Consider the following 19,146-nt stretch of genomic DNA (forward strand, 5'->3'; position numbering starts at 1 on the left):
TGGCTAGAGACGCCGCAGCGCGGCCGCGTAGGCGACGAAGATCGCCATCACCGCAAGACCGAGCGCCAGAAAGACCAGATCGAGCATGCCCCGCTCCAGATGGGAGGATGAGGCCGCCTAGATCGCCTGTTTGGCCGTCAGGGCGCGAGACGGGGCTGGACCCCTGGGCATAAGCGCCGCGTAAGGAAGCTCAGGCCTTGGCCGGGGCCGCCGCCAGGTAGCCGCTCACCACGTCCACGAACCGCTGCGGCGTGGCCGGGCGCTCGCGCTCGCCATGGGTGAAGTCGACGCCCAGCACATAGCGCCGCCCGCCCGGCGTCTGCACCGGCCACAGGTCGAAGGGCGAGCGGTCATAGGGATAGGTCTCGGACCGGGTGGCGAGGTGCGAGCGCAGCGCGCCTTCGGCCGCCTCGGCGACGTCGCCGGTGATCGTCGCGCCGCCGGCCTTGGCCACCGCCTCCAGCCGGCCGCCCCGCTCCAGGAAGATCGCCGCGGGGGCGTGGAAGATCTGGGTCAGGGCGTCGGCCGCGGCCTGCACGATCTCGCCGGCCGGCCGCGCCTCGATGACCAGGTGGGCCAGACCCTGCAGCGCCTGGGCCTGTTCGGCGGCCCGCGCCGTTTCCAGCGCGCGCCGTCGCGCCTCGGCCGCGACCGTGCTGACGATGGCGGCGATGACCAGCAGCAGGGCCGCGGCCCAGAGGTCCGACGCGCTGGCGATGCGGAACGAATAGCGCGGCTCGGTGAAGAAGAAATCGAAGGCGAGCACGCCGCCGGCCGCGGCGACCAGGGCCGGTCCCCATCCGAAGCCGGTGGCGGCGATGATCACCGGCAGCACGAAGATCAGCGTCAGGTTCGGCGCGGCGATCAGGTTCTCGACCACGAAGGCCAGCAGGGTCGCCATGGCGACCAGGGTCAGGGCCAGCAGATAGGGCCAGCCGCGGCCGAGCCGGGCGTCGTCGGCGCCGGTCTCTGCGGCGGCAGGCGCCGCCGCGCGGGAGGTCGACGGGCGGTGGGCGAGCGGCTGGGACATCGCGGATCCTTCCCCAAGGCGCCCATCCTAGGCGGCCGCGACATAAAAGTTCGATGTGGATCGCCGCGCTCAGCCGTAGGGCAGGACCAGCCGGAACACCGCCCCGCCGCCCTTGCGCGGGCTGTGCTCCAGACGCCCGCCGTGGGCCAGCGCGATCTGCCGCGCCAGGGTCAGGCCGACGCCCGACCCGCCGGGCTTGGTGGTGAAGAAGGGCACGAACACCGCTTCGGGGTCCTCGGCCGGGATGCCGGGCCCATTGTCCTCGACGATCAGCGCCACCTGCGCGTCCTCCAGCCGCAGGCCCAACCGCACGGCGGCGCCGGGGCGGCCGCGCACCGCCTCGACCGCGTTCTTCAACAGGTTGATCAGCGCCTGTTCCAGCAGCTCGGAATCGGCCTCCAGGGTCAGCCGCCTGGGCGAGACGCTGCTGGCATAGTCGACGCCGGCCTCGGCCATGCTCGGCCCCATCAGCCGGTCGAGGCTGGCCACCAGCTCCGTGGCGCGGATCTTCGTCCGCTCCGGCGCCGGCAGGTCGGTCAGCCGCCGATAGCGTTCCACGAAATGCATCAGGCCGGCGCTGCGCCGGGCGATCACCTCCAGGTCCGCGGCGATCGCCGCCGGGTCGGAGTCTTTCGCGCGCAGCCGGCCGGCCAGGCTCTCCGACAGCGACAGGATCGGGGTCAGGGAGTTCATCATCTCGTGGGCCAGCACGCGGACCAGGTCCTGCCAGGCCTTCAGCTCCACCGCGTCCAGCTCGGCCGAAAGGCTCTGCAGGGAGATCAGGGTCAGCCGGCGGCCCTCGGCGGTGAAGCTCGCCGCCTGCGCCAGCATGGCCCGCCCGTCGGCCAGCCGCACGATCTCGCGTGCGCCGGGCGGCAGGGTGCGCAGGCGCACCGCGGTGGCGGGCGGCAGGCTGGCGATCGCGCTGATCGCGCCGGGCCCGGCGCCCAGGTTCTGCCGCGACGCGCGGTTGGCGCTGACCACCTGGCCCGTCTCGTCCACCACCAGCAGGGCGGCGGTCACATTGTCGAGCAGAGCCTCCAAGTGATCGATCCGCCGCTGCCGGTCGGCCCGCGCTGAGGCCAGCCGGTCCAGGCTCCGCTCGATGGCCCCCGCCGCCTGGCTAAGGCCCGGCTGCGGCGCCGGGCGCTCGTAGCCCTCGGCGTTCAGCCCCTCGATGAACTGGGCCAGCACCCGGTCGGCGGCCGTGGTGCTGCGCGCCAGGTCGAAGGCGACGAGCAGCAGGAGGGCCGCCAGCACCATCGTGGTCGCCCACAGATGCCGTTCGGCGGCCAGGAACGCCCCGAACGCCAACAGCCCCATGGCGCCGGCCCGCAGGCTCGCGCCCAGGGCGAAGCTCGCCGCGCCGGCCGGCGGCCTAGAGGCCATGGCGCGCCATGCGGCGGTAGAGGGCCGGCCGCGTCAGGCCGAGCGCCAGGGCGGCGCGCGAGACATTGCCCTCGTGGATCGCCAGGGCCCGTTCGATGGCCCGCCGCTCCAGATCGTCGAGGTTGAGCGGCGCCCCGGCCCGTCGCTCGGCGGTCAGCCGGGCCGCGGCGGCCATGGCGTCGGCCAGCGCCTCGTTGCGCCAGGGCTTCAGCACGAAATCGACGGCCCCGCGCTTCAGCGCCTCCACGGCCAGGGCCACGCCGCCATAGGTGGTCATCAGCACGACCGACAGGGAAGGGTCCGCGTCCTGCAGGGCGGCGAGCGCGTCGAAGCCCTCCGCCCCGCTGCGCGCGCCGGCCGCGAAGTTCATGTCCAGCAGGACGGCGGCGGCGCCTTGCGCCTTGGCCGCCAATCCCTCGGGGGAGGCCACGGCCTCAACGTGGACGCCGGGACGCATCAGGGCCGTCGCGGCGGCCTTCAGCACGTCGGCGTCGTCGTCCACCACCAGATAGGATTGGGCCCGCTCCACACCCAGACTCTACGGCGCGCCGCGGGGTGCGGCAAAAGCCAGGCTGTTCAACGGCTTACCGTGCCGGGCGGCGGCGACGGCGAGCGCCACTGTTCGAAATCGGACAGCTCAGCTTCCGGGGAGGACCGGAATTTCAGCTAAGTCTCTGATCTGGCAGAGTTTCCGCAAACGCGCACTCGGCTTGATACTGATCCGGCATGACGAACCTGATGGACAAACCCTTGTCCCGCCCCTGGTGGCGGAGCCGGCGCACCCTCGTCCCAGCGGCGGTCGCGGCGGCCGTCGGCATCGTCGTGCTTCTAGGCCTCGGCCTCGCCGCCGGAGCCCGCACCTCCCTGCGGACGCCGGCGGCGAACGTCACCCTCGGCACCGCGCAGATGGGCGTCTTCCATGACGTCACCACCCTGCGGGCCAAGGTGGCGCCGCGCGACGTGGTCTATCTCGACTCCCTGGAAGGGGGTCAGGTGGAGCAGGTCTTCGCCCAGGCCGGCGACACCGTGGCGGCCGGCCAGCCGCTGGTCAGGTTCCGCAACACCGAACTGGAGCTGGAGGTCCTCGACCGCGAGGGCCGGCTCGCCGAATCCATCACCCAGCTGCAGGCCTACGAGAAACAGCTGGAGGACGCCCGCGTCGCCAATGAGCGGGCCGTCGCCCAGATCGACTACGACATCACCCGCCTGTCGCGCGACGCCCACCGCGCCGACACCCTGATCGGCAAGGGGTTCGTGCCGCGCCAGCAGTACGAGGCGGTGCACGACGAGCTGGACCACAACCGGCGCCTGCAGCCGCTGCAGACCTCGATCAACCAGGAAGAAGAGGTGCTGCGCCAACGCCAGCTGCCGCAGATCAAGACCGAGCTCTCCAACCTGCAGGCCAGCCTTGGCGTCGCCCGTTCGAAGCTCGACAGCCTGACCCTGCGCGCGCCCGTGGCCGGTGCGCTCACCGACATGCACCTCAACATCGGCGAGATCAAAAACCGCGGCGAGCGGCTCGGCCAGATCGTGCCGCCCACCGGCTTCAAGATCGAGGCCCACGTGGACGAATACTACCTCGACCGCGTCCATCCCGGGCAGATGGGCGAGGTGGACGTCGGCGGCCGCCCGTTCGCGCTGCGCGTCACCCGCGTCGATCCGACCGTCAAGGACGCGACCTTCCTGGTGGAGCTCGCCTTCGTCGGCCCGATGCCCAAGGACGTGCTGCCGGGCCAGGCGCTCGACGGCCGCCTGACCCTGGGCGGCGACCGCCAGGCCCTGATCCTGCCGGCTGGCGGCTTCCTGGAGCGCACCGGCGGCGACTGGGCCATGGTGCTCGACGCCGGGGGCGATCGCGCCGAGCGGCGCCGCATCAAGGTCGGCCGCCGCAGCGCCGACCAGGTCGAGGTGCTCTCGGGGCTCCGGCCCGGCGAGCGGGTCATCACATCGGACTACACCGGCTACGAGAAGATCGACCGGATCATCCTGACCAAATGAACTGCCAAATGAACGGACGGAGGGGCCAATGCTGAAGCTCGAGGATATCTCCAAGGTCTATCGCACCACCGAGGTGGAGACCCTGGCGCTGGGCGGGGTGTCGCTGCAGATCGACCCCGGCGAGTTCGTGGCCATCATGGGTCCGTCCGGCTGTGGGAAGTCGACGCTCCTGAACCTGCTGGGCCTGCTCGATAGCCCGACCAGCGGCGTCTATTCCTTCTTCGGCCAGGACGTCGCCCGCCTGCCCGAGGCGCAGCTGACCAAGCTGCGGCGCGACAACATCGGCTTCGTCTTCCAGAGCTTCAACCTGATCGACGACCTGACCGTCGCGGAGAACGTCGAGGTCGCGTTGCTCTATCGCAGCGTCGGCGCCGCGGAGCGCAAGCGCCGGGTCGCCGAGGCCCTGGAGCGGGTCGGCATCGCCCACCGCGCGCGCCACCGTCCGCAGCAGCTCTCCGGCGGCCAGCAGCAGCGCGTGGCCGTCGCCCGCGCCCTGGTCTCCGAGCCCAAGCTGATCCTCGCCGACGAACCGACCGGCAACCTCGACACCGCCAACGGCGACGAGGTCATGCGCCTGCTCACCGAGGCCGCCGCGGCCGGGGTGACCGTGATCATGGTCACCCACTCCCTGGTCCACGCCGCGGTGGCCCAGCGCACCATCAAGCTCTTGGACGGCCGGGTGGTCTCCGAAACGCTCTTGGCCGCTTGAGGAGGCTGGATCGATGTTCCGCAACTACCTCGCCGCGGCGCTGCGCAACCTGGCGCGCAACCGGCTCTATGCCGGCATCACCATCGTGGGCCTGTCGGTGGGCTTCGCCGCCGCCCTGCTGATCGCCCTCTTCGTGCGCGATGAGTTCAGCTACGACCGCTTCTTCCCCGACTACCGGCAGATCTACCGGCTCTCGACAATCGTCGCCACCAATGGCGGGGCGCCGTCCGAAGGCGAATACACCCCCATTCCGCTGGCCGAGGTCCTGCGGCTCGACTTCCCGCAGATGCAGCTCGTCGCCCGCTATGGCGCGGCTGGCTATCCGCCGGACGTCAAGCACGGCGAGATCAGCGCGGCGGAGCAGAACGTCGCCTGGGCCGACCCCGAGCTCTTCCAGTTGATGCCCTTCCCGACCGTCGCCGGCGATCTGGCCCATGCCCTCGATGCGCCCGACAGCGTGGTCATCGATCAGACCATGGCCCGGAAGTATTTCAGCGCCGACGCGCCGCTCGGCCAGACCCTGTTCATCGACAAGCACCCCATGCGGGTGACCGCGGTGATCAAGGACCTGCCGTCCAACACCCACATCCTGGGCGAGATCTTCCCGTCGGGCCGAGCGCCCTGGGGGATCATGCACAACATCGAGTCCAGCCAGGGCTTCGGGTCGAACCGGGTGCAGACCTACTTCCGCCTGCGTCCCGGCACGTCGGTCGCCTCCGTCGAGAGCCAGCTCCCCGCCTTCATCCAGCGCCGCTACGGCACGGCGCTGCAGGGCGACGCCAAATACTGGCTGACCCCGGTCAACATCGGCGACATCCACCTGCGCCCCTCGCGCGCCTCGCAATTCACCAAGGCCTCGGGCGATCCCAAGGTGGTCATGGCCATCGCCGCGGTGGGCGTGCTGATCGTCGTGGTCGCCGCCATCAACTTCGTGACCCTGATGACCGCCAGGGCCGCGCGCCGCGCGGTCGAGGTGGGCGTGCGCAAGTCGGCCGGCGCCTCGCGCCGCGACCTCATCGTGCAGTTCATGGGCGAGGCGCTGATCTATGTCGCCGTGGCCGGGGTGGTCGCGATCGCCCTGGCCGAGCTGCTGCTCCCGGCGTTCAACGCCCTGGTGCAGCGGCGGATCGGCTTCGACTACCTGCACGACGCCAGGCTGGCCGCCGGCATGGTGGGGGTCCTGCTGGTCGTCGCCCTGTTGGCCGGCGCCTATCCGGCCCTGGTGATGTCCGGCTTCCGGCCCGCGGCGGTGCTGAAGGGCGGCGTGGTCCAGAGCATCGGCGGCGCGCGCGTCCGCCAGGCCCTGGTGGTGATCCAGTTCGCGGTGCTCGTCGCCCTGATCCTCGGGGCTGGCTCGATCTATCGCCAGACCATGTTCGCCCTCAACGACGCGACCCACCTGGACAAGAAGGACGTCCTGCTACTGCTCGCCAAGCCCTGCACGCGGAACCTCCGCGACCAGATCCGCCAGGTTCCCGGCGTGGTGACGGCGGCCTGCACCTCGGCCTATGCGATCAATGTCGCCGACAATGAAACCACAGCCACCTCCGGGCGCATCCACACCACCGTCGCCATCAATCCCATCGACTATGGGTTCCTGGAGACCTTCCGGCTGAAGCCCCTGGCCGGGCGGCTGTTCGACCCCAATCGCCCCGGCGACGCCGCCTACGGGCTGGATTTCCACCAGCCGCTGGTGATCAACGAGACCGCGGCGCGGGCGCTGGGCTTCGCCCGCCCGGCCGAGGCGGTCGGCAAGTCCATCGTCTGGAACGGCGTCATGGATTACGGCCTGCCGGAGGCGGCGCGTGGGCAGTACATGCAGAATTCGCCCTCGACCATCATCGGCGTCCTGCCGGACTTCACCTTCGGTTCGGCGCGCGCCAAGATCCAGCCGCAGATCTACGTGATCGGACCCAAGGTGGGCGGGCCGTTCGATTCCCTGGCGCTGGCCGTGCGCCTCGACCCCAACCACAAGGCCGAGGCCCTGGCCGGCATCGACCGGCAGTGGAAGCGCACCCAGTCGGGACCCATGACCACCTACTTCGTCGACCTCTTCATGCTGCGGCTCTACGTCGACACCATCGTCCAGGGCGCGATGATCACCGCCTCGGCCATCGTGGCGCTCTCCATCGCAGCGCTGGGCCTGTTCGCCATGTCGGCCTACACCACCGAGCGGCGCACCAAGGAGATCGGGGTGCGCAAGGCCATGGGCGCGAGTTCGGGCGATGTCCTGAAGCTCTTGTTGTGGCAATTCACCAAGCCGGTGATCTGGGCCAACCTCATCGCCTGGCCGGTGACCTGGTTCATCCTGCAGCGGTGGCTCTCCAGCTTCGCCTACCACGTCGACCTGCCGCTCTGGACATTCCTGGCGGCCGGCGCGGCGGCCCTGGTGATCGCCTGGGCGACCGTCTTCTTCCATGCGCTGAACGTGGCCCGCTCGAAGCCCGTCGGCGCGCTCCGCTACGAATAGGAGGCGACCATGTTGAAGTTCTTGGCCACGGCAGGCGTCTGGCTGGCCTTCGCAGGCGTCGCCCACGCGGCGAGCGCCGCGTCCGATCCGGTGGCCGGCGACTGGATGACGCCGGGGGGCAGTGCGAAGGTGCACATCGCCGCCTGTCCGGCCAACCCCAGCCAGCTCTGCGGGATCATGGTCTGGCTGAAACAGGGCCTCGATGCGGCCGGCAGGCCGGCGCTCGATCGCGCCAATCCGGACCCGGCGCTGCGCACCCGGACGCTGGTGGGGATGCCCTTCATCACCGGCTTCACGCGCGAGGCCCAGGGCCGCTGGAGCGGCGGGCGCATCTACGATCCCGACAGCGGCAAGACCTACAGGTCGAAGATGCGCATCAACGACGACGGGACCCTGAAGCTGGAAGGCTGCGTCCTCATCATCTGCCAGGCGCAGACCTGGAAGCGGCCGGCGCCGTAGCCGCCTGAGGTCGAAGCCGGCGGCGTCCTGAGGCGCGGGCGAGCCTCAAGTCTCCGCCAGGGTGATGTAGAGCTCGCTCTCGATCACCCATTGGCCGGTCTGCCGGCGCCAACAGGCGAGGTAGCGGCCGCTCATCTCGCCGCCTTTCCAGCGGGCGGTCCAGCGGCCGGTCTCGGCGGCGCGGTCCCCCGCCCGGTCGATCTCCACCGTCTCGGCGTCTCGGACATAGGTTTCGAAGTCCGGGTCGGCGAACTGTCGGGCGAAGGCCTCGACGATGGCCGCTCCACCCAGGATCAGGCCGCCGTCGCCGGCGATCAGCCGGGCGTCGGCCGCGAAGAACGGCCTCAGTCGCGCGGCGTCGTGACCCGCGATCAGCTTGTTGGTCAGCTTGCGCCGCGCCCGGATAGCGTCTTCAGGCGCGACAGCCACGCCGCGCTAGGCCGGCTGGGCGGCCAGGCGCTTGTCGAGATAAGCCCCGACCCGGCCTTCCAGGTCGGGCAGGTTCTCGGCCCAGAAGTGGCTGGCGCCCTCCACCACGTCGTAGTCGATGGTGATGCCCTTCTGGGTGCGCAGCTTGGAGACCACGCGCTCCACGTCCACCGAGGGGACCACGCTGTCGGCGCTGCCGTGCAGGATCAGGCCCGAGGCCGGGCAGGGGGCCAGGAACGAGAAGTCGTAGGCGTTGGTCGGCGGCGACACCGCGATGAAGCCGTCGGTCTCGGGCCGGCGCATCAGGAGCTGCATGCCGATCCAGGCGCCGAACGAATAGCCGGCCACCCAGCACTGCGAGGCGGCCGGGTTGGTGGACTGCAGCCAGTCGAGCGCGGTCGCCGCGTCGGCCAGCTCGCCGATGCCGCCGTCGAACTCGCCCTGGGAGCGTCCGACGCCGCGGAAGTTGAACCGCAGCACCGAGAAGCCGCGCTTCATGAACAGGTGGAAGAGCTGCACGGTGACCGGATTGTTCATCTGCCCGCCCGCCTTGGGGTGCGGGTGCAGGATCAGCGCCACGGGCGCCGTCTCGGTCTTGCCCTGGGAGTACCGTCCCTCGATCCGCCCGGCCGCGCCGGTCAGAACCACCTCTGGCATGCGAACCCTCTTGCAACCTCGGCCCAGGAAACCCGGCCTGAATACTTGACTGCTGCGCTTGGTCTTCCTAAGTCCCAACCCTGACGGCCGGACCGGGCAGGCGAGCCCCGCGCAAGGCGGCGGCTTGTAGCATAGCCGGGCCGCGATGCGCGGAAAAACGACTGCGCGGAAAACGATGAGGGTGAGACCATGCGCCTCTCCACCAAGGGCCGATACGCCGTCATGGCGATGGTCGACCTCGCGCGCCGCGAAACCGACGCCGTGCGCGCCGTGGCCCTGGCCGACATCGCCGCCCGCCAGGAGATCTCGCTCTCCTACCTCGAGCAGCTGTTCGCCCGCCTGCGTCGCCGCGGCCTGGTGACCAGCGCCCGGGGTCCCGGCGGCGGCTATCGCCTGGCCCGGGGGCCGCAGGACACCACCATCGCCGACATCGTCCATGCCGTGGACGAGCCCTTGCGCGCCACCCGCTGCGGGGCCGGCAAGGGCTGCATGATCAAGGGCGAGCGCTGCCTGACCCATGACCTGTGGGCCGATCTCGGCGAACACATCGAGGACTATCTCGCCTCCGTCAGCCTGGCCGACGTGGCGACCGGCCGCCTGACCGCCGATCGGCGCGCCGCATGACCGCCAATTCGAACCCGCGGGTCTATCTCGACTACAACGCCACCGCCGTGGTGCGCCCGGAAGCCGCCGCCGCGGTCGCCCATGCGCTGGAGGTGGGGGGCAATCCCTCGTCCGTCCACGCCGCCGGCCGCGCCGCCCGCGCGCTGGTCGAGCAGGCGAGGACCGATGTCGCCGCCCTGATCGCAGCGCCCACCTCCACCATCGTCTTCACCTCGGGCGGCACCGAGGCCAATGCGCTGGCTCTGGAAAGCGCCATCGCCGCAGGCTCGAAGCGCCTGCTGATCTCCGCCATCGAGCACGACAGCGTGCGCGAGACCGCCCAGGCCTCCGGCCTCGCGGTCGAGGCGATCCCCGTCGATCGCAGCGGTCGCGTGGACTTGACCTGGCTGTCCGAGCGCCTGGCGCGCTGGGACGCCGCCGACGGCAAGCCGTTCGTGGCCCTGATGCTCGCCAACAACGAGACCGGCGTCATCCAGCCGGTCGCCGAGGCCGCCGAGCTGGTCCGGGCCGCCGACGGTTGGCTGCACGTCGACGCGGTCCAGGCCGCCGGCAAGATCGCCGTCGACAGTCGTGCGCTCGGCGCCGACACCCTCTCCATCTCCGCCCACAAGATCGGCGGCCCGCAGGGCGTCGGCGCCCTGACCTTCGGCCCGCGCGCCGTGCTGTCCCGCCGCCAGCACGGCGGCGGCCAGGAACGCGGCCGCCGAGGAGGAACCGAAAACGTATCTGGAATCAATGGGTTCGGCGCAGCGGCTACGGCAGCACGTGAAACACTTGAGCAGCCCGTCGATGTTGAAGGAAAAGCCGCCTGGCGCGACGCCGCCGCCGCCCGCTTGAAATCCGCCGGCGCCGTCGTCGTCGGCGAGGCTGCCCCGCGCCTTCCGAACACGCTCTGCGTCGCGGCCCCCGGCTTCGCCGCCGACACCCAGGTCATGGCCCTCGACCTGGCCGGCGTCATGGTCTCGGCCGGCGCCGCCTGCTCGTCCGGCAAGGTCAAGGTCTCGCCGGTGCTGGCCGCCATGGGCCTCGGCGACCTCGCCGGCTGCGGCATCCGCGTCTCCGGCGGCTGGAAGAGCACCGAGGCCGACTGGAACCGCTTCGTCGACGCCTGGTTCGAGGCCTATCGGCGCCACACAGCGCGCCACGCGCCCGCCGCCGCTGGAGCCGCCTGATGGCCGCCGTCCGCCAGACCGTCGAACACGTCGAGAGCCTCGAGCGCTACAAGCACGGCTTCGTCACCGACGTGGAGCAGGAGTTCGCCCCCAAGGGTCTGAACCCCGACATCGTCCGCTTCATCTCGGCCAAGAAGGGCGAGCCGGAGTGGATGCTGGCTTGGCGCCTGGAGGCCTTCGAGCGCTGGCTGGCGCTGGATGAGCCCAACTGGGCCAAGGTCAGCTTCCCGCGCATCGACTACCAGGACAGCTACTACTACGCCGGTGGCCCGAAGGGTCCGAAGCCGAAGAGCCTCGACGAGATCGATCCGGAGATCCTGGAGACCTACAAGAAGCTGGGCATCCCGCTGCGTGAGCAGGAAGTGCTGGCCGGGGTCGAGGGCGCGCCGCGCTACGCCGTCGACGCCGTCTTCGACAGCGTCAGCGTCGTGACGACGTTCAAGAAGGAGCTGGCTGAGGCCGGCGTCATCTTCTGCCCGATGAGCGAGGCGATCCGCGACCACGGCGAGCTCGTGCGCAAGTACCTGGGCTCCGTCGTGCCGGTTTCCGACAACTATTTCGCCTGCCTGAATTCGGCGGTCTTCTCCGACGGCAGCTTCGTCTATGTGCCGCCGGGCGTCCGCTGCCCGATGGAGCTGTCGACCTATTTCCGGATCAATGCCGAGAATTCCGGCCAGTTCGAGCGCACCCTGATCATCGCCGACAAGGGGTCCTACGTCTCCTACCTCGAAGGCTGCACCGCCCCGATGCGCGACGAGAACCAGCTGCACGCCGCCGTCGTCGAGCTGGTGGCGCTGGAGGACGCGGAGATCAAGTACTCGACGGTCCAGAACTGGTACCCGGGCGATCCGGAAACCGGGAAGGGCGGCATCTACAACTTCGTCACCAAGCGCGCCGACTGCCGCGGCGACCGCTCGAAGGTCTCCTGGACCCAGGTGGAGACGGGCTCGGCGATCACCTGGAAGTACCCATCCTGCATTCTGCGCGGGAACGAGAGCACGGGCGAGTTCTACTCCATCGCCATCACCAACGGCCGCCAGCAGGCCGACACCGGCACCAAGATGATCCACCTGGGCGCCAATACCCGCTCGCGGATCATATCCAAGGGCATCTCCGCCGGCCGATCGTCCAACACCTATCGGGGTCTCGTCTCGGCGCACCCGAAGGCCAAGGGCGCCCGCAATTTCACCCAGTGCGACAGCTTGCTGATCGGCAAGCACTGCGCGGCCCACACCGTGCCCTATGTCGAGGCGCGCAACGGGCAGGTGGTGTTCGAGCACGAGGCGACCACCACGCGGCTCTCCGACGACCAGCTGTTCTACGTGATGCAGCGAGGCCTCTCCCAGGAGGAGGCGGTCCAGTTGCTGGTCAATGGCTTCGTCAAGGAGGTGCTGCAGGAGCTGCCCATGGAGTTCGCCGTGGAAGCCCAGAAGCTGGTGGCCATTTCGCTGGAAGGGAGCGTTGGATGACCTCGAAGACCCGTAAAGGCGCGGCGCGCAAGCTGACGCTGAAGGACGCCTTCGAAGTGGAATTCGCCCGCCGGGAGATGGAGCGGCGCGCCCGCGACGAAGCCGAGCGCAAGCAGCAGGAAGAAGATCTCGCCCGCGCCACCCAGCTCCTGGAGGCGCTGCAGGCCGACCCCGAGTTCCTGGCCAAGCGCGCGCTGGTCGCCGACCGCCGCCGCTACACGGTCTCCATCGATCACAGCGATTTCCGCATCGCCGCCTATTTCGAAGCCGGCAAGGCGAGCGTGACGCTGTCGGACAAGCGCACCACCACCCCGGGGGCCGCCGCGCCCCGCAAGCAGCTGACCGTCGAGACCCTGGAAGACGCCCTGGCCGTGATGGCCCAGTTCCTCGTCGACGAGACCCGCTGATGCTGACCGTCAAAGACCTGCACGCCACCGTCGGCGAGACCGAGATCCTCAAGGGTCTGTCGCTCGACGTGCCCGCGGGCCAGGTGCACGCCATCATGGGCCCGAACGGGGCGGGGAAGTCGACGCTGTCCTATGTGCTGACCGGCCGCCAGGGCTATGAGGTCACGCAAGGGTCAGCCACGCTGGATGGCGAGGACCTGCTGGCGCTGAACCCGGACGAACGCGCCGCGCGCGGGGTCTTCCTGTCGTTCCAATATCCGCTGGAGATCCCCGGCGTTCCGGCCCTGACCTTCATCCGCACCGCGCTCAATGCGCAGAAGAAGGCCCGCGGCGAAGACGAGGTCGCCGCGCCGGCCTTCCTCAAGCTCGCCCGCGAGAAGGCCGCCGCGCTTAAGATCGACTTCGAGATGCTCAAGCGCCCGCTCAACGTCGGCTTCTCCGGCGGCGAGAAGAAGCGGATGGAAATCCTGCAGATGGCGATCCTTTCGCCCCGCATGCTGATCCTCGACGAAACCGACTCCGGCCTCGACATCGACGCCCTGAAGATCGTCGCCGAGGGCGTCAATGCGCTGCGCGCGCCCGATCGCGCCATGCTGGTGATCACCCACTATCAGAGGCTGCTGGACTACATCCGCCCCGACCGCGTGCACGTGCTGGCCGGCGGCCGCATCGCCGCCTCCGGCGGGCCTGAGCTGGCGCTGGAACTGGAGCGCGAAGGCTACGACAAGTACGCGAGGGCGGCTTGAACCTCGCCGGCGCCATACGCGACCTCGATCCGGCGCAACTGCCCGGCAAGCGCGACGAGGACTGGCGCTGGACCGATTTGCGCGGCCTGGTCCGCGTGGTGCCGGAGCCCTCGACGCCGGTCGACCCGCGTGACGTGGGTCAGGGCCCCTTCGAGCACCTCGTCAGCGCCTCCTATGTCGTGGCCAATGGCGCCGGGGACGTGCGGATCGAGGTCGCTGCCGGCGAGGACAAGACCCTGGCGCTGCGCCTGCTCTCGCGCGGGGCGGGCTCGCACACCGCCCGCGTGGAGGTCGAGGTCGCCGCTGGCGCCCGCCTGACCTTGCTGGAGACCTATGAAGGCGACACCGGCGGCTATGTGGCCCATGCGTCGCTGGCGGTTAGCCTGGGCGACGGGGCCGTGCTGGAGCGCATCGTGCTGGCCGCCGACGGCGCCGAGGGCGTCTCGGTCAGCGAAGCCGAAGTTCGGCTCGGCGCGGGCGCCGACTACGGCCAGACCGTGCTGCTTTCAGGCGCCCGCCGGCAAAGGGTCGAGACCCGCGTCGCGCATCCGGGCGGCGGGGCGAAGCTGCGGCTCGACGGGGTCTATCTGGTCGCCGACAAGCGCCACGCCGACCTCACCACGGTCGTGACCCACGACGGGACCGACGGCGTCACCATGCAGATGGCCAAGGGCGTGGTCCGCGATCAGGCGCGCGGCGTCTTCCAGGGCCGCATCGTGGTGGCGCGCGGCGCGGACCGAACCGACGCCCGGATGGAGCACCACGCCCTGATCCTCTCCGACCGCGCCGAGGTGGACGCCAAGCCCGAGCTGGAGATCTACGCCGACGACGTGGCCTGCAGCCACGGCAACACCGTGGGCGCGCTGGACGAGGACGCCCTGTTCTACGCCCGCCAGCGCGGCATCCCGGAGGCGCAGGCCCGTGGCCTGCTGACCGAAGCCTTCATCGGCGAGGTCATCGACCGGATCGCCCACGAGGGCGCGCGCGGCATTGTGCGGCTGTGGGCGGCGGAAAGGCTGACGGGCTGATCCCATGTCCTTCGACGCCGAAGCCGTCCGCGCCGAATTCCCGATCCTGTCGCGGCAGGTGAACGGCCATCCGCTGGTCTATCTCGACAGCGCCGCCTCGGCCCAGAAGCCCAGGGCCGTGATCGAGGCCATGACCCACGCCATGGAGTTCTCCTACGCCAACGTGCACCGCGGCCTGCACACCCTCGCCAACGAGACCACCGAGGCCTACGAGGGCGCCCGCAAGAAGGTCGCCGCCTTCATCGGCGCGGCGCCGGGCGAGATCGTCTTCACCAAGGGCGGCACCGAGGCCATCAACCTGGTCGCCGCCGGGCTGGGCGCCACGCTGCAGGCCGGCGACGAAGTCCTGCTCACCGAGATGGAGCACCACGCCAACATCGTGCCCTGGCACTTCCTTCGCGAACGCCAAGGGGTGGTGCTGAAGTTCTGCCCGATCACCGACGACGGCGCGCTCGACCTGGAGGCCTTCCAGCGCCTGCTGGGGCCGCGCACCCGGGTCGTGGCGCTGAGCCACATGTCCAACGTCCTGGGCACCATCAATCCAGTGATGGACCTGACCCGCATGGCGCACGAGGCGGGCGCCCTGGTGCTGCTCGACGGCTGCCAGGCCATCGTCCACAAGACCGTCGACGTGAAGCAGGTCGACGCCGACTTCTACGTCTTCTCCGGCCACAAGCTCTATGGCCCGACCGGCATCGGGATCCTCTACGGCAAGGCTGAGCAACTGGCGGCGCTGCGTCCCTATCAGGGCGGCGGCGAGATGATCGGACAGGTCTCGCTCGACGAGATCACTTATGCCGACCCGCCGCACCGCTTCGAGGCGGGCACGCCGCCGATCCTCGAGGCGATCGGCCTGGGCGCGGCCATCGACTGGCTGTCGGGTCTCGATCGCGTCGCCGTCGGCGAGCACGAGCACCGGCTCTACGCCCGGGTGCGCGAGGGCCTCTCGGGCGCCAACTGGCTGAAGGTGCTGGGCGAGGCGCCGGGCAAGGGCGCCATCCTGTCCTTCACCGTGCAGGGCGCGCACGCTCACGACGTGGCGCAGATCCTCGATCGTTACGGCGTGGCGATCCGCGCCGGGACCCACTGCGCCGAGCCCCTGATGCGGCGTTTCGGCGTCACATCGAGCGCGCGGGCCTCCTTCGCCCTATATAACACCGAAGGTGAGGCCGACTCGTTCGTCGAGGCGCTCACCAAAACCCAGGCTTTCTTCGCGTAGATCATGGACGACGCCGCTTCCACCCTCGGACAGACCGCCACACCGCTCTCGCAGGCGGAGTTGGATGCGATCACCGATCAGCTCATCGAGAAGCTGAAGACCGTCTACGACCCCGAGATCCCTGTCGACATCTATGAGCTCGGCCTCATCTACAAGGTCGACGTCTCGGACACCAAGGACGTGGTCATCGACATGACCCTCACCGCGCCCGGCTGCCCGGTGGCCGGCGAAATGCCGGGCTGGGTCGAGGACGCCGTGAAGGAGATACCGGAGATCAAATCCTGCAAGGTCGAGCTGGTGTTCGATCCGCCGTGGGATCCCTCGCGGATGTCCGACGAGGCGAAGCTGCAACTGAACATGTTTTGATATGCCCGAGCTTTCCGTCACCCCAGCCCCGCGAGGGCGCCGCCCCCGGCCCAAGGTCGTCACCTTGAGCGACGCCGCCGCGGCGCGCGTCAAGGAGATCATGGCCAAGGCCGAGCGGCCCTATGCCGGTCTGCGGGTGGGCGTGAAGAACGGCGGCTGCGCGGGCCAGGAGTACGTCCTGCAATACGCCGAAGCCGCTGAGCCGCTCGACGAGGTGGTCGAGGACAAGGGCGTCACCATCCTGATCGAGCCCAAGGCCGTGCTGTTCCTGATCGGGACCGAGATCGACTACGAGACCTCGAAGCTCGCGGCCAAGTTCGTGTTCCGCAACCCCAACGAGACCGACGCCTGCGGCTGTGGCGAGAGCGTCACCATCGAGCCGGCCAAGCTGGATTAGGTCTGCCGATCGGCGTTATGGTCGCGGGGCCAAGTCCGGGAGCCGCACATGACCGACGACGCCGACCTGCGCCGCATCGCCACCCATCGCGCCGACATGAAGCTCGGCTTCCGCAGCCACGTGATGGCCTATGCGATCGTCAACGCCGGCCTGTTGGCGATCAATCTGGTGACCTCGCCCGATCACCTCTGGTTCTACTGGCCGATGATCGGCTGGGGCATCGGGTTGGCGGCCCATGCGGCCGCGGTCTACGCCGACGGCGAGCACATCCGCGAGCGGATGATCGAGGAAGAATACGAGAAGCTGCGCCGCCGCGCGGCCGGGCTTTGAACCTCAGGCCGCCGGCCTGCGCCCCGCCCACATGATGACGCCCCACCCTGCGGCGGCGAGCACGGCGCCGTAGATCGTCCACTGGATGTGGCCGGTCATGAAGCTGCCGGGGAGGATGTTTAGCCCCTGCAGCATCCACACCGCGCCCATCAGCATCATCAGCATGCCGGCGATGGTGAGAACCCACTTCATCGGTCTTCCCTCTGCGAAGGCGCCTCAGCGCCCCTTGAATTCGGCCGGCCGTTTCTGGACGAAGGCCATGATGCCTTCGCGGGCGTCCTCGCTGCGAGCGGCGTCGCCCTGGGCGTAGGCCTCGGCTTCGACCTGCATGTGCCATTGGGCGTCGAGGGCGTCCCATATCAGGTTGCGGGTCATGCCGAGCGAACTTGGGCCGTTGGCCAGGGCGACGGCCAGTTGCATGGTCGTGGTCATCAGGTCCGCGTCGGGAACGCAGCGGTTGATCAGGCCCCAGTCGCGGGCCGTGGCGGCCGGCAGCTTCTCGCCCAGCAGCATCAGCTCCATGGCGCGCGCCTTGCCGATCAGCCGCGGCAGCAGGTAGGTCGCCCCGCCGTCGGGAACGAGCCCGACCCGCCGGAAGGCCAGCAGGAAGTAGGCGCTCTCGGCGGCCACGATGAGGTCGCAGGCCAGGGCCAGCGAGACCCCGACGCCCGCCGCCACGCCGTTCACCGCCGCCACCAGCGGCTTGGGGGACTTGCGAAGCGTGCTGACGAACGGGTTGTAGACCTTGAGCAGGCTTTCGTTCGGCCCCTTCGAGCCGCCGCCGCGCCCCGCGACGCTGCCGCCGGAGAGATTCGCGCCGGAGCAGAACCCGCGGCCCTCGCCGGTGATGACGATGGCGCGGACGGCGTCGTCATGGATGAAGCTGTCCACCGCGGCCTGTAGCTCGCTCATCAGTTCGCCGCCGGCGGCGTTCAGCGTCGAGGGATCCGACAAGGTGATGACGCCGACCCGGTCGGTGACCTCGGTCTTGACCTTCGGGGCTGCGGAATTGCCGTCCATCGCGTCCTCCTCGAACCTTGTTCGTTCGATCTAAGGGCGCGGACGCGGCGTCAGGCTAGCGAAAAACGTCGTCAGGCGGCCTCGGCGGCGATCGGATCGGCGGCGGAGGTGCGGTTGCGGCCACCGCGCTTAGAGGCATAGAGCGCTGCGTCGGCCCGTTCGATCAGGGCGGCTGGGCCTTCGCCCGCGTGCCGTTCGGCGAGGCCGGCGGAGAGGGTGACGGCCCCCAGGTCCTCGTTGGTCGAGCGGCGCTTGAGCACCCGGGAAGCGACCTCCAGGCGGATGTCTTCCAGCATGGCCAGGGCGGCGCGCGCGGTCTCGCCGGGAAAGATAAGGGCGAACTCCTCGCCGCCGTAGCGCGCGGCGGTGCGCGGCGCGTCACCGAAGCGGCCGATGACGCTGGCCACATAGCGCAGCACCTGGTCGCCGGTCTGGTGGCCCCACGTGTCGTTGAAGGCCTTGAAGTGGTCGATGTCCAGGACGGCGAGGCTGAGCGTGCCCCCTTCGGCCTCGGCCTGTTGGCAGGCATGCTCCAGCGCCTCGTCGAAAGACTTGCGGTTGGCGAGACCGGTCAGGCCGTCCGTCATGGCCTCGCGACGGGTCTGCTCCAGGTGCTCGCGCAGGCGGCCGACCTCGGCGGTGGTGTCGGCCAGCTGGCTCTCCAGCGTCTGGTTCTCCTGGCGGACCCGCTGGGTCGCCTGGGTCAGGGTCTCGACCATGGATTTGATCTTGCCGGTGTCCTCGCCGGCCAGAGACTCTGAGGCGTTGGCCAGTTCCTGGTCGTAAGCCTCGCTGGACTCCCGCGCCGAGACGATCGCCCGGGTGACGCTGTCCAATTCCTTCGACAGGGCGTCGCCGGTGTCGAGGATCTCGCTGGACAGCTTCTGCTTGGGCAGGAACTTGGCCGCGAGCGTCTCGCCGACCGCGTCGGTGAACGGCTCGTTGGCCTCGAGCATCTGGTCGATCTCGGCGCCCAGCGGGCTGTCCTTGGCGGCCACATAGTGGACCCACAGCTCGAAGTTCAGCGCCGTGGGCCAGACCTTGTGGGTCTCCATGGCGGCCAGCGCCGTGCGCGCCAGCTCATAGGCCTGCGGCGCGCGGAGTGAGGTTTCGACATCGGCCGACATGGTCGTTTACGTCCCCAAGCGTGCGCCGCCGGCCGGGCGGCGCAGGATTCCCCGAGGTTGTAAGTCTATCCCGGCAGGTTCAAACGCCGGGTTAAGGCCG

At 69.8% G+C, this 19,146-nt stretch carries 22 protein-coding genes; 14 read left to right on the forward strand and 8 right to left on the reverse strand.

The window, feature by feature from the left end; genetic code table 11:
- Positions 1-190: 190 nt before the first annotated feature.
- The 3 genes from VGT80_RS14200 to VGT80_RS14210 all read right to left on the reverse strand — a co-directional run bounded on the left by VGT80_RS14200 (position 191) and on the right by VGT80_RS14210 (position 2,948).
- A complete protein-coding gene (locus tag VGT80_RS14200; protein ID WP_327456882.1) occupies positions 191-1,030 on the reverse strand; it encodes a DUF4118 domain-containing protein in 840 nt (279 codons plus the stop codon).
- A 69-nt stretch (positions 1,031-1,099) separates the two neighbouring features.
- The gene (locus VGT80_RS14205; RefSeq protein WP_327456884.1) at positions 1,100-2,419 is read right to left on the reverse strand and encodes a sensor histidine kinase; all 1,320 of its coding nucleotides are present in this window, start codon (positions 2,417-2,419) and stop codon (positions 1,100-1,102) included.
- The gene (locus tag VGT80_RS14210; RefSeq protein ID WP_327456886.1) at positions 2,409-2,948 is read right to left on the reverse strand and encodes a response regulator; all 540 of its coding nucleotides are present in this window, start codon (positions 2,946-2,948) and stop codon (positions 2,409-2,411) included. Before VGT80_RS14210 ends, VGT80_RS14205 begins: the two co-directional genes overlap by 11 nt.
- A gap of 209 nt (positions 2,949-3,157) precedes the next feature.
- On the opposite strand from VGT80_RS14210, the gene VGT80_RS14215 reads away from it, so the two are divergent.
- Genes VGT80_RS14215 through VGT80_RS14230 form a run of 4 tightly spaced genes read left to right on the forward strand, consistent with a single transcriptional unit; the run spans position 3,158 to position 8,055 of the window.
- Positions 3,158-4,417 (forward strand): efflux RND transporter periplasmic adaptor subunit, encoded by a 1,260-nt coding sequence (locus tag VGT80_RS14215; protein ID WP_327456888.1) that lies wholly within the window; start codon positions 3,158-3,160, stop codon positions 4,415-4,417.
- Between the two features lie 28 nt (positions 4,418-4,445).
- Positions 4,446-5,126: an ABC transporter ATP-binding protein gene (locus VGT80_RS14220; RefSeq protein WP_327456890.1), complete on the forward strand. Its 681-nt coding sequence runs from the start codon at positions 4,446-4,448 to the stop codon at positions 5,124-5,126.
- A gap of 13 nt (positions 5,127-5,139) precedes the next feature.
- The gene (locus VGT80_RS14225; RefSeq protein ID WP_327456892.1) at positions 5,140-7,596 is read left to right on the forward strand and encodes an FtsX-like permease family protein; all 2,457 of its coding nucleotides are present in this window, start codon (positions 5,140-5,142) and stop codon (positions 7,594-7,596) included.
- Between the two features lie 9 nt (positions 7,597-7,605).
- The gene (locus VGT80_RS14230) at positions 7,606-8,055 is read left to right on the forward strand and encodes a DUF2147 domain-containing protein (RefSeq protein WP_327456894.1); all 450 of its coding nucleotides are present in this window, start codon (positions 7,606-7,608) and stop codon (positions 8,053-8,055) included.
- 45 nt (positions 8,056-8,100) lie between these two features.
- Here the strand turns inward: VGT80_RS14230 and VGT80_RS14235 are convergent, their stop codons facing one another.
- Both VGT80_RS14235 and VGT80_RS14240 read right to left on the reverse strand, forming a co-directional pair.
- The gene (locus tag VGT80_RS14235; protein ID WP_327456896.1) at positions 8,101-8,484 is read right to left on the reverse strand and encodes a nuclear transport factor 2 family protein; all 384 of its coding nucleotides are present in this window, start codon (positions 8,482-8,484) and stop codon (positions 8,101-8,103) included.
- Between the two features lie 6 nt (positions 8,485-8,490).
- Positions 8,491-9,141 carry an alpha/beta hydrolase gene (locus VGT80_RS14240; RefSeq protein ID WP_327456898.1) on the reverse strand — a complete coding sequence of 217 codons (651 nt, stop codon included), beginning with the start codon at positions 9,139-9,141 and terminating at the stop codon, positions 8,491-8,493.
- 189 nt (positions 9,142-9,330) lie between these two features.
- On the opposite strand from VGT80_RS14240, the gene VGT80_RS14245 reads away from it, so the two are divergent.
- The 10 genes from VGT80_RS14245 to VGT80_RS14290 are packed head-to-tail and all read left to right on the forward strand — an operon-like array spanning position 9,331 to position 16,899.
- Positions 9,331-9,765, forward strand: a complete 435-nt coding sequence (locus tag VGT80_RS14245; protein WP_327456900.1) for an Rrf2 family transcriptional regulator — start codon at positions 9,331-9,333, stop codon at positions 9,763-9,765.
- A complete protein-coding gene (locus tag VGT80_RS14250; RefSeq protein WP_327456902.1) occupies positions 9,762-10,937 on the forward strand; it encodes a cysteine desulfurase family protein in 1,176 nt (391 codons plus the stop codon). Before VGT80_RS14245 ends, VGT80_RS14250 begins: the two co-directional genes overlap by 4 nt.
- Positions 10,937-12,406: a Fe-S cluster assembly protein SufB gene (gene sufB / locus VGT80_RS14255; RefSeq protein WP_327456904.1), complete on the forward strand. Its 1,470-nt coding sequence runs from the start codon at positions 10,937-10,939 to the stop codon at positions 12,404-12,406. The genes VGT80_RS14250 and sufB overlap by 1 nt, the downstream gene beginning before the upstream one ends.
- The gene (locus VGT80_RS14260; protein WP_327456906.1) at positions 12,403-12,813 is read left to right on the forward strand and encodes a hypothetical protein; all 411 of its coding nucleotides are present in this window, start codon (positions 12,403-12,405) and stop codon (positions 12,811-12,813) included. The genes sufB and VGT80_RS14260 overlap by 4 nt, the downstream gene beginning before the upstream one ends.
- Entirely contained in the window at positions 12,813-13,559 is a 747-nt protein-coding gene (gene sufC / locus VGT80_RS14265) for a Fe-S cluster assembly ATPase SufC (protein WP_327456907.1), read from the forward strand. Before VGT80_RS14260 ends, sufC begins: the two co-directional genes overlap by 1 nt.
- Positions 13,556-14,587, forward strand: a complete 1,032-nt coding sequence (gene sufD / locus VGT80_RS14270) for a Fe-S cluster assembly protein SufD (RefSeq protein ID WP_327456909.1) — start codon at positions 13,556-13,558, stop codon at positions 14,585-14,587. Before sufC ends, sufD begins: the two co-directional genes overlap by 4 nt.
- Before the next feature lie 4 nt (positions 14,588-14,591).
- Positions 14,592-15,806, forward strand: a complete 1,215-nt coding sequence (locus VGT80_RS14275) for a cysteine desulfurase (RefSeq protein ID WP_327456911.1) — start codon at positions 14,592-14,594, stop codon at positions 15,804-15,806.
- 3 nt (positions 15,807-15,809) lie between these two features.
- Positions 15,810-16,172, forward strand: coding sequence for an SUF system Fe-S cluster assembly protein (locus VGT80_RS14280; protein ID WP_327456913.1), 363 nt, complete (start codon positions 15,810-15,812; stop codon positions 16,170-16,172).
- 1 nt (position 16,173) lies between these two features.
- Positions 16,174-16,569: an iron-sulfur cluster assembly accessory protein gene (locus VGT80_RS14285; protein WP_327456915.1), complete on the forward strand. Its 396-nt coding sequence runs from the start codon at positions 16,174-16,176 to the stop codon at positions 16,567-16,569.
- A 48-nt stretch (positions 16,570-16,617) separates the two neighbouring features.
- Positions 16,618-16,899, forward strand: a complete 282-nt coding sequence (locus tag VGT80_RS14290) for a 2TM domain-containing protein (RefSeq protein ID WP_327456917.1) — start codon at positions 16,618-16,620, stop codon at positions 16,897-16,899.
- A 3-nt stretch (positions 16,900-16,902) separates the two neighbouring features.
- Here VGT80_RS14290 and VGT80_RS14295 read toward each other — a convergent pair whose 3' ends face one another.
- The 3 genes from VGT80_RS14295 to VGT80_RS14305 all read right to left on the reverse strand — a co-directional run bounded on the left by VGT80_RS14295 (position 16,903) and on the right by VGT80_RS14305 (position 19,046).
- Positions 16,903-17,091 carry a hypothetical protein gene (locus tag VGT80_RS14295; protein WP_327456919.1) on the reverse strand — a complete coding sequence of 63 codons (189 nt, stop codon included), beginning with the start codon at positions 17,089-17,091 and terminating at the stop codon, positions 16,903-16,905.
- A 24-nt stretch (positions 17,092-17,115) separates the two neighbouring features.
- Positions 17,116-17,919 carry an enoyl-CoA hydratase/isomerase gene (locus VGT80_RS14300; RefSeq protein WP_327456921.1) on the reverse strand — a complete coding sequence of 268 codons (804 nt, stop codon included), beginning with the start codon at positions 17,917-17,919 and terminating at the stop codon, positions 17,116-17,118.
- A 71-nt stretch (positions 17,920-17,990) separates the two neighbouring features.
- On the reverse strand, positions 17,991-19,046 hold the full coding sequence (locus VGT80_RS14305) for a GGDEF domain-containing protein (protein ID WP_327456923.1): 1,056 nt from the start codon (positions 19,044-19,046) through the stop codon (positions 17,991-17,993).
- Positions 19,047-19,146: the final 100 nt, after the last annotated feature.

It is taken from the genome of Phenylobacterium sp. (assembly GCF_035944335.1).
GTDB lineage: Bacteria > Pseudomonadota > Alphaproteobacteria > Caulobacterales > Caulobacteraceae > Phenylobacterium.